The following is a 13,561-nucleotide window of genomic DNA, read 5'->3' on the forward strand; positions in this document are numbered from 1 at the left end:
CCAATCGTGACTGAAACCACAATTTTTCGGCTCCTTAAAAAACTTTTTCTTAGAAACTTAGAAACTTTGCATCTTAGCGACTTAAAAAGTATCTTTGCGCTCTTAAAAATAGCATAAAATGGCACTATCAGAACAAGAAATCATTCGAAGAGAGAAACTTCAAGCCCTACGCAACTTAGGAATCAATCCTTATCCTGCGAATCTTTTTCCTGTAAATCATACTTCGAAACAGGTAAAAGAATCCTTTGAGGAAGGCAAGAAGGTCATTGTTGCTGGACGTTTGATGAGTGTGCGTGACCAAGGTAAAGCCTGTTTTGCTGAGTTGCAAGACAGCGAAGGTCGTATTCAATTGTATGTGAATCGTGATGTTTTGTGTACTGGTGATGATAAAACACTATACAACCAAGTGTTTAAAAAATTGACCGATTTGGGCGATTTTATTGGTATTGAAGGAGAATTGTTTACTACCAAAGTAGGTGCGCAATGTATTCGTGTAGATGGTTTTACGTTTTTAAGTAAAACATTGCGTCCTTTGCCGTTGCCAAAAGTAGATGAGGACGGAAAAGTACACGATGCTTTTAACGATGCCGAATTGCGTTACCGTATGCGTTATGTGGATTTGACGGTGAACCAACATGTGAAAGATACTTTTGTAAAACGTACTAAACTGTTCAACGCCATGCGTGGTTACTTTAACGACGCTGGGTATTTGGAGGTGGAAACTCCCGTTTTACAATCGATTCCGGGTGGTGCTGCGGCGCGTCCGTTTATTACGCACCACAACTCGCTGGATATGCCGTTGTACATGCGTATTGCGAATGAATTGTACTTAAAAAGATTGATTGTTGGTGGATTTGATGGGGTATATGAGTTTTCGAAAAACTTCAGAAACGAAGGAATGGACCGTACGCACAACCCAGAATTTACTGCAATGGAAATATATGTAGCCTACAAAGACTACAACTGGATGATGGATTTTACGGAGAAATTGTTAGAACATTGCGCTATTGGCGTAAATGGAACTAGCGAAGCGACTTTTGGTGATCACCAAATTAGTTTTAAAGCGCCTTACGCTCGTGTGACGATGACTGATTCTATCAAACATTTTACTGGTTTTGATATCTCTGGTAAAAACGAACAAGAATTGTTTGATGCTGCTCGTGGTATGGGAATTGACGTGGATAACACGATGGGGAAAGGGAAATTGATTGATGAAATTTTTGGAGCGAAATGCGAAGGAAATTATATTCAGCCAACTTTCATCACGGATTATCCTAAAGAAATGTCACCGCTTTGTAAAGAGCACCGTGACAATCCTGAGTTGACGGAGCGTTTTGAATTGATGGTTTGTGGTAAAGAAGTAGCGAATGCATACTCGGAACTAAATGACCCAATTGACCAAAGAGAGCGTTTTGAAGACCAAATGCGTCTTGCTGCCAAAGGGGATGATGAAGCGACTGGAATTATCGATGAGGATTTCTTGAGAGCTTTAGAATACGGAATGCCGCCAACGTCTGGATTGGGAATTGGAATGGACCGTTTGATGATGTTCTTGACTAATAATGCATCTATTCAGGAAGTATTGTTATTTCCTCAAATGAGACCGGAGACGAAACTAGTTCAAATTGAATTGTCTGATGAGGAAAAATTAATCATCGATTTACTAAAAGTGAACGAGAACAAAATGGACCTTGGCTTACTAAAAATAAAAACCGATTTAAGTGGTAAAAAATGGGATGCTGCTATGAAAGGTTTATCTAAACATGGACTAACGAAGGTGGAAAAAGTTGGAGAAGCTAAGATTGTGGAATTGATAGAGTAATTAATCTATATTATATATTTTAAAAAAGGAACTTCGTGATGGGAGGGCACTGAAAAACCTCGCTTATTTCGATTTGTGTTATTTTTCAAAGATTAAAAAAACGCTTATAACAGGATTTCAAACATCCGTTATAAGCGTTTTAAATTTTACAACTGTTTTTATTTTAGATTTTAGGAGTCTATTTTTTGGCTTAAAATGAGTGTATTTTAGACAATACGCAAGTAGAACGCATTTCCTACATTAGTTTTATGATTCTTTTTAAATTTACTGTAAAAATAGCCATTGCTCCTTGCATTTGCATATTGTTTATGCCATAAGATATCGCTCTGTCAAAACCATGTGCATTTTTTAACTCACTATTCTTCGCTTCTATTTTGTATCGGTGCTTTGCTTTTTCTTTGTAATAGTCTGTTTCTTGAAAGGATATTTGCTCTTGATGTAAATCTGATTTTATGGATACCGAATATGTTTTTGTTTTTGCTCCCTCTTTATAACAGCCTTCTGTTAAAGGACATGATTTACATTTTTCAACATCAAAATAGTAAGTGTCGACTTGATTTTCCCCGATATCTTTGGTTCCACCTCGTGCTTTTCGTATTGCCATATGACCCGCAGGACATACAAACCTATCGGCATCTTTATTGTAATCAAATTTATCCTCGTCTTTTCTAAATCCTTGTGTTATGGATGGGTTTAGTCTGGCCACTACTTTAATATTTTGCTCACTTGTGATTTTAAGATTTTCTTTCCCCGAATAGGCACCATCGCCAATAATAGTATCTACCTCAATTCCATTTTCTTGACTAATTTCTAAGAGTTTTGGCAACTCCGGTCCATCTCCTTTTTCTCCCGATGTTACTACGGCTGCTGTTATGATGCGCTCTTCGGTCATAGCTAAATGAGTCTTGTAGCCAAAGAAAGAACTCTCGGCAGATTTATGCCCAGTTTTGGCATCGGTATCTTTTGATAAAATTAAATTTTCTTGTGTATCTTCGATGGTTTCTTTTAGCAAGTTGAGTTTTTCTTTTACGGCCGGTATCAAACTCACCGAAGGATCTTCTTCTAGTCTTTTCTCTAACTCTTTGCTATAAGCCAACTCCTTTTCTAAATCATTCTCGTTGTTCTTCTCTGGCATACGTTCTTTCCATTGTTCATCAAATGAATAAACCACTTTACGAAGTTGTTTGGAATGTTCTCTCAGTACGTCTATAGCTAAAAATGGATTTGACCTTGATAAAGTATGTGTGGCATCAACTATTATAGATTTAGAACGAATAACACCTTTTTCAATGGCTAAGGCTACCGTTTTGTTAATCAATAAATTCAATAAATCGGTGTCTTTTAAGCGGAGTTTTCTAAATTTTGTCAATGAACTTGGGTTGATAACATCGGCTTCGGGTGTCATATCCAAAAAATATTTAAAGGACATGTCAAAACGAGAGCGATCAACAACATCAACATCCGAGACCGTATAAATCGTTTTCAAAAGTAGATATTTGAACATACGAATAGGACTTTCTGCCATACGACCATTATTTACACAATAGGTATGTATAAGTTCATCGGTGATAAATGAAAAATCAATTAATTCATTGATTTTTCGAAGAAGATTATCTTTAGGAATGATTAAATCATATAACGAGGAATGCTCGCTGAACTGAATTTGTTGTTGCTGAACTAACATCTAAAAAGCCTTATAATTACAGTTAAATATAACCAAAAAGAAGCAGTAAATAAAATTTTACTGCTCCTTTTTTATGCTGATTTTTTGTAAATGACTTTTTCAGTGCCCTCCGTGATGGAGTTCCTTTTTTTATTTAATTAAATACTAATTATTTTCATATTTCTGAGGAATGGAAAGAGCAAAACTTATTCTTAAATATTTTGAACCTCTAAAAAATACAGATGTTGAAGTAAGAGAGATCGTTACTTTTATTGGAACACAAGCTTCTAGGAAAAGTACATTGGCGAAGTTACTTTCTATTTTTGAAGATGAAAATTTCAGAAGAGATAATTCAATTTATTTTGAAGATGAATTAAAAAAAATAATATCTTTTAATATTTAAGAAGCAATACATTTATCAGCTATTCAAAAGGTAATTGTAATTATTGAACTAATCAATACACTAAAGTAAACCCTAGTTAATTACTAAAAAAGTATGCATAGACATAATAGGAACTGATGAATCAACAAGCGAAAAAAACTTTTATTGAGGTCAGTAGGTAATTTCATCTCTTATAAGTCCATAAAGCAAGGGAATTATGGATATATTTACAGAACAAAATATTTTATAGTTTGCTAAACATTTTAAAACAGATAAAAACTGCAAGAGTATTTAACAAATTTAAAATGAGAACCAGGCTTCATTTGTTTAAATTGTAAGCATATAAAGAGTCAAATCCGTAAATATTTCTCTAAAACTTGATATCTGTAGCCACACAGAAACCGCAGCTGTAAACACTTTATTTCATAAGATTAATTTGGTTTACGAAAAGTTTTTTATATGTTTTGAGAGATCAACGAGTACTAAAAATTTATCTGCAAGTTATATGGGAGTTCGCTTTGGAGTTACAGAAAAAACAGTACGTTTATTTATGTACAAAGCTAGGAAGCGATGAAATCTAGTGAGGGTCACTCAATGGAGGAACCGTTCATATTGATTAATTAGTTATTGGTGAAAAAGGGAAAATAGGAAGGAGTTGTGACAGCAACAATAAAAAGATTGTTACCGCAATAGAATTAACAGATAACAAAAAGTTAAAGAATGTATGTTTTAAAATTGACAATTATTCATCCCAATAATTTGAGTCTACATTTGATAAACACATTGATGAAAGCGCAAAAACAACTACAAATAAATGGAAATGCCATCGTCCTTTATTTGAGCATCACAATATCACACAAATAAAAAGTAACAAAGGGATCTGTTTTAATTGCATACCATGATTGTATTGCCTGTTCGACCAAAGCTCTCGAGTCATCATGTAAAATCATGGATTAGAACAATATTTTCTGCCGTTAGTGATTTTATAAAAATAGGTATATTGATGGATTTCACTATCGAATTAATCGTCCTCAAAGTAAAAAACACACCTAACATCATGACAATCAAAATAGTAGATTCGTAAAAAATATATCAATCTGAAATTACATGCTCGTAACTACTGACCTCAAAAATATTAAATTCAGAATTTTAATTATCCTAAAGCAAAGAGCTACAGATAAAAAACAAAATAGAATATATTAAACGAATTATGATTGAATCCAACTCTAAGAGTCTAATCCAGGAATTAAAAGCATGTAATCTTGAACTCACTTTACAGAACCAAGAGCTACAGTTAGCAAAAGACACAGCGGAAATAGTTTCTCGGAAAGCAAAACTGTTTTGTGAACTTTCCCCTGTTGGCCATTATATTATTGATTGTGATAGTAAAATAGTACAGCTTAACAGTTGTGGTTTAAATATTCTGGAGGAAACACATGATGATTTAATTGATTTCCCTTTCATCCATTTTATATCCAAAAAAAACCTTTCTGATTTCAATACCTTTTTACTTAAAGCCAAAGAAAACAATGTTGAAAATCCCTGTGATCTTGAATTAACTTTAAATAATGATAAACTTATATATGTAAGGTTAAATGCTATCTTTTTAGAAAAGGAGCAACAATATCTTATAACTGCCCTTGATAGAACAAAAAAAGAACTATTAATAAAGAAATTTTCGGAAAACGAGGTTATTTTCAAAAAAATTCTGAGGATTGGGAATATTGGTTCCTATAAATTCGACATGTCAACTCAATTTTTAGAATTATCCGAGGAGCTATCGTTACTATTTGGGATCAAACACCAAAAACTAGTCAGTTTTGAATCCTATTACAATATCATTCATCCTGACGATAGAAAAACAATAGAGCAATATTCAATGGACTGTATTGCAAATCACAAACCATTTCATAAGGAATACAGAATTATCCCTAAGAATGACGGTCAGGTTCGATGGGTAGAAGGATGGGGAGAAATTGTTTTTGATAATAAAATAAATGGACTTACTATGATTGGTATGATCCAGGACATCACGGAACGCAAATTATCACTAGAAAAAACCCAAAATGCAGAAACACGTTCTCACCGGATTTTTGAATCATCAAAAGAAGGGATTTTAATTCTTGATGCAATCACTGGTAAGATTACCGATGCCAATCCGTTCCTGATTGAAATGATTGGATTTAATTACGAAGAATTAGTAGGGAAAGAACTTTGGGAAATTGGTGTTTTTAAAAACATTGCGGCCTCTAAAGAAGCTTTTATTCAATTACAAAACAAAGAATACATTCGATTTGAAGATATGCCATTGGAAACAAAAGCTGGAAATTCAATAGCTGTAGAGTTTGTCAGTAATGTATATATGGTAGAGATGCAAAAAGTTATTTTATGTCACATTCGAGATATCTCCGATCGGAAAAAAGCAGATGAGGCATTACAAGAAAGTAGTCAGTTGTATTTTGCTATGTTCGAAAAAAACCAAGCTGCTCAACTGCTGATAGATCCTGTTGATGGCAATATCATCGATGTTAATTCTGCTGCGGCGCAATTTTATGGCTATTCGTTAGAAGAGTTTAAATCAATGAATCTATCAGACATTAGTACTTTCCCTCCAGAAGAAATATTAGAAGAAATGAAAAAATTTGCTTTGGCGGGGCAATCTTACTTCCAATTTATACATAAGTTAGCTTCCGGTGAAACCTGTGATGTTGAAATTTATACTAGTTCATTATCCATTAGCGGACAAAATTTACTGATTTCAACTATAAACAACATCGCAAAACGTAAGCTTGAAGAGGAGCGGTTAGTACAATTAAATCAACAATTGGAAGAAGTAAACGTCTTAAAATCTCAATTTATATCCACCGTTTCTCATGAATTCAGAACGCCATTAGCGGGAATTCTTTCCAGTGTTCAATTATTAAAAATATACAACGATACTTGGGATAAGGACAAAAAAGAAAAAATGTTTAAACAGATATTTGATGCTGTACAACATACTAAAGCACTCCTTGACGATGTTTCTCTTATTGACCAAGAGCAAACTAGTAAATCTTTTTTTAGACCTACAACCATTCAACTTGTCCCCCTCATAAATGAGATTATTGAAGAAAATATAAATATATCCGGCACAAATCACAAAGTAGTTTTAAAGACAAACTTAGATATCGGAAGCTATTATATGGATGCAATTATGATTCGGCACATTTTTAATAATATCATCTCAAATGCTATAAAATATAGTAGCTACAATAAAAAAATCACGATAACCTTAGATGAAACAAACAACAAAGAGGTGAAATTTACAATTAAGGATAGGGGAATTGGAATACCTCAAGAGGAAATAAAATATTTATTAGAACCTTATTACCGTGCTTCGAATATTGGAACTGTAAAAGGAACTGGTTTTGGTTTATCTATTGTAAAAAGATTCATTGATCTTCATAAAGGGATAATTTTAATTGAATCAGTTGTAGATAAAGGAACCAAAGTAACGATTATATTACCATATTTACAGCAGGAAAATCCTGAAAGTAATCTGATAAATAAAACGGAAACCAATATTGTTAGTTTTAATCCATAAAAAACACTCAATATTTTAATTTTTTAAAATGAAAAAAATTCTTATCATAGAAGACGATACAGTCTTAAGAGAAAATACAGCCGAATTTATTAAGGGAGAAAACTTTGAAGTGTTTGTGGCCGAGGATGGACTTATAGGCGTCCAACAAACCTTAAAACATTTACCTGATCTTATCCTTTGCGATATATCTATGCCTAATATGAATGGATATGATTTTTATAAAACAATTAAGCAAATTGAATCTACCTCCACTATTCCTTTAGTGTTTTTTTCTGCAAGAACTGAAAATGAAGATATCAGAGCAGGAATGCAGTTGGGTGCGGATGATTATATTATAAAACCTTTTGACTTTCATGAATTATTGAAAGTGATTAATACTCGCCTCGCTAAATATGATTCTATTGAACAACTTAACAACGAAAAATTCCATGCTCTTATGGATCATCCGACATTAGGTGTTTTTATTTATCAAAAAGATAATTTTATATTTTATAATGAAACATTATCCACCATTTTCGGCTACGATTATGATGAATTTTCTTCAATAAATTTCAGAAAACTTCTCGATGAAAAACATTGTGATAAAACAAAAATTTTAAACGATTTTGATCGCTGTTTAAAAGATACAAAAGGCTCAATATCTTTAAAATTTGAAGCCGTCCACAAAACTTTGAACACCGTATTTGTTGAATTATTTGGATCTGTAATTACCTACAAAGGTCACACGAGTCTTGCTGGCAATATCATTAAATTAGACATTAAAAACCCTACCCCATCTATATTTAAAGATCCAATAGATAATCCCCTAAAACTTAGCAATCGCGAACTTGAAGTGCTTGAATTAATTTGTAAGGGAAAATCTACTTTAGAGACATCTGAAACCCTTTTTCTCGGGCAGCGAACTATTGAAACATACAGAGCTAATCTTTTGGAAAAAACAGATAGCAAGAACATTGCTGAACTTATTATGTATGCAATACGCAATAAACTGATAACAATAGACTTATATTGATTAGAACTTAATTAGTAATACCTTTTGAAGCTTATCAAATAGCACCAATAACTAATTTACACGTATTTAACTACAAAATAGCACGTCTATTCTCAAGACTTTTAATTTTGTTCCATTTCTATTTCTGTTTATAAAAATTTCAAAAGGTTAAAAAAAATTATATTTTTTTTAACCTTTTGAAATTGCTTAGCACCGTAACTAAAGGCCAATTTCAGTATATCCACACATTATATTCCTCACTTAATGTTTAGCTCTACTTTACACTTTCAAAAATACACCTCCGTATTTTTACTGAGCATTCTTTTTTGTTTTTTTTTAAAGGGTATATATACTGAAGCCTTAGACTATTAAAAAGCAGTAATTTGTACGGGAATTACATCATGTAAAACGTTTTTTAATTAATTACAACCCGTTAGTTGGAATTGTTTTTTTGTCATGATGTTTTCTCAATTAAATTATTTATTATGAAAAAATATTTACTCTTCAGTATAATAACAATTACACTACTACTTTTCTCAAATATAAGTTTTTCTAAAACACTTAATTTAGATCCGTCAACCACTCCTACTGTAACTTTTTCAAACGGAGAAGTATTAATTCCCGCAGTATGCCAAATTTCAATGGTAGTTACCGTAACTCTAAACAGAGGAAAAAATGCCTTTACCGTTTTCCTTTTATCAGTACAAAAAGAGCATAGGCAGAAATAAAGCTGCCTTTAATCGGAAAAAACAATTTAAGCCCTTCATTCATTTCACATCTACCGCTTTACTAAGAATTAATACGAACAATTATGAAAATTAAACTCCATTTTTTAGCCATAAGTTTTTTTGCACTACTGTTACCAAATATAAATTTTAGTCAAACAGTTAATTTAGGGATACTTGAATCTTTTGAAGGTTATACCGGAGCCGGAGCTATTACAAATGGAGCCGGAGCGACCTGGAAAGGCGATGCTGGTACAAATATTGGAATCATTAGCGGATTTGGTGGGCCACCATCTTTTACTGGCAACACCTACAATGCTAATACTGTAACAGCTCAGTGCAGATTCGATTTATTTAGGTTATATATTCACCTTAACGATCTTTTTGTCGACTATCCATCCACCCATGCTCCCGCTTTTGGAGGTGGTGAAACACTTACTCCTGGAGTTTATTCCATACCTGGCGCTGGATCGATAGGAGCAGCTCTTACTCTTGATGGAGGTGGAAATCCTGACGCTTACTTTATAATTAAATTTTACGGAGCCATGACAGTAGGAGCTGGTGCAGTAGTTAATTTAACTAATGGAACAAAATCTTGCAATGTTTTTTTTATTGCAGATGGAGCTATTTCTGTTGCAGCAGATGCTAAAATAAAAGGAACTTTATTTGCAAAGATAGGAGCTGTTGGTCTTGGTGCAAATGCCGTTCTTGAAGGAAGAATGCTTTCCTTGCAAGGAGCACTAGTTACTGGAGTTGGCGCTGTTGTAAGACCACCTGCTTGTAAGAGTACCATTCCAATATTTTGTGAAGCAAATTGTAGTCCAGCTCCTGCTGTTGATGTTTTGGGAGTTCTTTCAAATTATGCCCTTTATACTAATTTAGGTGCTGTGGCGAATACTAGCACATCTGGAATTGATGGTAATATCGGTACCGATTCTGGCTCTGTAAGTGGTTTTGAGGATTCAATTGTTATTGGGGATGTTCATACTGCAAATACTAATACAGCACAAGCTAATAGTGATTTAGATACCGCTTATAATGCACTTATGGCATTGCCTAATACAGTACCTTCAGATGCAGGTGTTTTTCCTGTAGTACTTGTTGCCCACCCGGCAGCTTTTGGAGCTGTTGGAGCTGTTGGAGAAACAGTAAATCCTGGAGTTTATTTTATAGACGGTGCTGGATCTTTAGGGGGAACTCTTACCTTAGACGGTCAAAATGATCCCAATGCAATATTTGTTTTTAAGTTTGCCGGGGCATTTTCAGTAGGAGCACAATCAAAAATAATTTTAATTAATGGAGCGCGTCGTTGCAATATTTTTTGGATTGGAGGAGCTGGAGTTGCCACTGGTGCCATTACTATAGGAGCTGGTTCTGTTTTAAAAGGAACTTTTCTTTCACATGGCGGAGCTTGTGGATCAGGAGCTTCTGTATTTCTCGCAGGACGACAACTTTCTACTGGCGGAGCAGTTAACACCTATTCAGGTATAATTTATAACAATCCAGTTTGTGTCACTTCGACATCTTTGACAGCAATTGATGCGGTGACCGAAACCACTCCAGCAATAAACGGAAACACAGGGGGAACAACAACTTCCTTGACTTCAAATGACATTTTAAAAGGAAACCTCGTAGTTATAGGTACCGCTTCTGGTAATGTAACGATGACAACGGGTGCGCTACCAACAGGGATTACAGTTGATACTGCAACAGGGATTGTAACAGTAGCAGCCAATACTCCTGCAGGTAATTATAACGTTGAGTATACAATTTGTGAGGTAGATGACACGGCTAACTGTGATACAGTAACAAGCATAATAACAGTAACAGCAATTGATGCGGTGACCGAAACCACTCCAGCAATCAATGGAAACACTGGAGGAACCACAACTGCCTTAACGTCTAATGATACGTTAAATGGAGACCTAGTAGTTATAGGAACAGCTTCTGGAAATGTAACGATGACAACAGGAGTACTACCAACAGGAATTACAGTTGATACTGCAACAGGGGTTGTAACCGTTGCAGCGAATACTCCAGCTGGTAATTATAGCGTTGAGTATACAATTTGTGAGGTAGATGACACGGCAAACTGTGATACAGTAACAAGTATTATAACAGTAACAGCAATTGATGCGGTGACCGAAACCACTCCTGCAATCAACGGAAACCTAGGAGGAACTACAACTTCCTTAACTTCTAATGATACGTTAAATGGAAATTCAGTAGTTATAGGAACAAGTCCAGGAAATGTAACGATGACAACAGGAACGCTTCCAACAGGGATTACAGTTGATACTGCAACAGGGATTGTAACAGTCGCTGCGAATACTCCAGCTGGTAATTATAACGTTGAATATACAATTTGTGAGGTAGATGACACGGCAAACTGTGATACAGTAACAAGCATAATAACAGTAACAGCAATTGATGCGGTGACCGAAACCACTCCAGCAATCAATGGAAACACTGGAGGAACCACAACTGCCTTAACTTCTAATGATACGTTAAATGGAAATTCAGTAGTTATAGGAACAAGTCCAGGAAATGTAACTATGACAACAGGAACACTTCCAACAGGAATTACAGTTGATACTGCAACAGGGGTTGTAACCGTTGCCGCGAATACTCCAGCTGGTAATTATAGCGTTGAGTATACAATTTGTGAGGTAGACGACACGGCAAATTGTGACACGGTAACAAGTATTATAACAGTAACAGCAATTGATGCTGTAACCGAAACCACTCCTGCAATCAACGGAAACCTAGGAGGAACTACAACTTCCTTAACTTCTAATGATACGTTAAATGGAAATTCAGTAGTTATAGGAACAAGTCCAGGAAATGTAACTATGACAACAGGAACGCTTCCAACAGGAATCACAGTTGATACTGCAACAGGGGTTGTAACCGTTGCAACGAATACTCCAGCTGGTAATTATAGCGTTGAGTATACAATTTGTGAGGTAGATGACACGGCTAACTGTGATACGGTAACAAGTATTATAACAGTAACAGGGTCAGGAATTGATGCAGTAACCGAAACTACTCCCGCTATTAACGGAAAAACTGGCGGAACTACAACTCCCTTAACTTCAAATGACACTTTACATGGAAGCCAAGTCGTTATAGGTACAGATCCAGGAAATGTAACGATGACAACAGGTGTATTACCAACAGGAATTACAGTTGACACTGCAACAGGGATTGTAACAGTGGCAGCCAATACTCCAGCAGGCAATTATAACGTTGAATATACAATTTGTGAGATAGATAACACGGCAAACTGTGATACGGTAACAAGTATTATAACAGTTGCAGCGCCAGGAATTGATGCGGTGACCGAAACTACTCCAGCAATCAACGGAAACACTGGAGGAACCACAACTGCCTTGACTTCTAATGATACTTTAAATGGAAATTCAGTAGTTATAGGAACAAGTCCAGGAAATGTAACGATGACAACAGGAGTATTACCAACAGGAATCACAGTTAATACTGCAACGGGGATTGTAACAGTTGCAGCCAACACCCCAGCAGGCTACTATCCAATAAGTTATACAATTTGCGAGGTGAACAACACAGGAAACTGTGATACGGTAACCTCTACTATTGTTGTTTCGGCTCCGATTATAGATGCCAATAAAGATACTGCAGGACCTATTAATGGTACAACAGGAGGAACCAACGTTGTTAACGTATTAACAAATGATACTGTAAATGGTTCAGATGTTAGTCTAAGTCAAATTCATTTGACAACTGTAACTTCTAACAATAGTTTAACGTTAAATTCTGACGGTTCTGTAGATATAGCTACAAATACTCCAGCAGGAACTTATACCATGACATATCAAATTTGTGAAAAATCAAATCCAACTAATTGTAGCCAAGCAGACGTAACAATAGAAGTTACAAAAGAACTACCAGACTTTTCTACAACAATAGATATTGAAGCTTTAGTCTTCGTATCTGCAGGTGATAAAAAAGATTTTGTTGTAAATATATCTGAAATTAAAGGCGCACCATCAGATGGACAAGTAGTCTTTAAAATCTCAAAACAGTCTGCATTCCTTATTACCTATGGAGCTACAACTAGTATTTCTGCTGTTAATGGTGACGTTACAGTAAATAATAATGACTGGACAATAACTGAAAGTTCCCTATTTATAACAACTACATTAAAAGCAGGTGTTACAATTGGTGCAAATACATTTTCAGCTATTGGTTTTACCATAGAGCGTCAACTAGATGTACCGACTCAAACTTCGCAACCAATTACAGTTACAATTGTAAATGGATCAGGTTTAGATAGTCAGAATTATAATAACACATATAACACTGTTCTTAATGCTCAGTAATTATGACTTTCGTTACCCTAAAAAAAATATCATCGCT

The 13,561-nt window shown here is 34.9% G+C and carries 7 protein-coding genes and 1 pseudogene; 7 read left to right on the top strand and 1 reads right to left on the bottom strand.

The features are described from left to right. Nucleotides 1-118: 118 nt before the first annotated feature. Nucleotides 119-1,822, top strand: a complete 1,704-nt coding sequence (lysS, locus tag ABZP37_RS00305; protein WP_366184693.1) for a lysine--tRNA ligase — start codon at nucleotides 119-121, stop codon at nucleotides 1,820-1,822. Between the two features lie 235 nt (nucleotides 1,823-2,057). Here lysS and ABZP37_RS00310 read toward each other — a convergent pair whose 3' ends face one another. Further along, nucleotides 2,058-3,506, bottom strand: coding sequence for an IS1182 family transposase (locus tag ABZP37_RS00310; protein ID WP_366183768.1), 1,449 nt, complete (start codon nucleotides 3,504-3,506; stop codon nucleotides 2,058-2,060). Between the two features lie 169 nt (nucleotides 3,507-3,675). Here ABZP37_RS00310 and ABZP37_RS00315 point away from each other — a divergent pair, with 169 nt between their 5' ends. The 6 genes and pseudogenes from ABZP37_RS00315 to ABZP37_RS00340 all read left to right on the top strand — a co-directional run bounded on the left by ABZP37_RS00315 (nucleotide 3,676) and on the right by ABZP37_RS00340 (nucleotide 13,524). Then, nucleotides 3,676-3,888, top strand: coding sequence for a hypothetical protein (locus ABZP37_RS00315; RefSeq protein ID WP_366184695.1), 213 nt, complete (start codon nucleotides 3,676-3,678; stop codon nucleotides 3,886-3,888). Between the two features lie 196 nt (nucleotides 3,889-4,084). After that, nucleotides 4,085-4,951: pseudogene (locus tag ABZP37_RS00320) on the top strand (transposase). A 126-nt stretch (nucleotides 4,952-5,077) separates the two neighbouring features. Further along, entirely contained in the window at nucleotides 5,078-7,450 is a 2,373-nt protein-coding gene (locus ABZP37_RS00325) for a PAS domain S-box protein (protein WP_366184697.1), read from the top strand. A 28-nt stretch (nucleotides 7,451-7,478) separates the two neighbouring features. Further along, nucleotides 7,479-8,462, top strand: a complete 984-nt coding sequence (locus ABZP37_RS00330; RefSeq protein WP_366184699.1) for a response regulator — start codon at nucleotides 7,479-7,481, stop codon at nucleotides 8,460-8,462. A 464-nt stretch (nucleotides 8,463-8,926) separates the two neighbouring features. Then, nucleotides 8,927-9,169 carry a hypothetical protein gene (locus ABZP37_RS00335; protein ID WP_366184701.1) on the top strand — a complete coding sequence of 81 codons (243 nt, stop codon included), beginning with the start codon at nucleotides 8,927-8,929 and terminating at the stop codon, nucleotides 9,167-9,169. 83 nt (nucleotides 9,170-9,252) lie between these two features. Next, entirely contained in the window at nucleotides 9,253-13,524 is a 4,272-nt protein-coding gene (locus ABZP37_RS00340) for an ice-binding family protein (protein ID WP_366184703.1), read from the top strand. Nucleotides 13,525-13,561 lie beyond the last annotated feature (37 nt).

Source organism: Flavobacterium ovatum (assembly GCF_040703125.1).
GTDB classification, from domain to species: domain Bacteria; phylum Bacteroidota; class Bacteroidia; order Flavobacteriales; family Flavobacteriaceae; genus Flavobacterium; species Flavobacterium ovatum.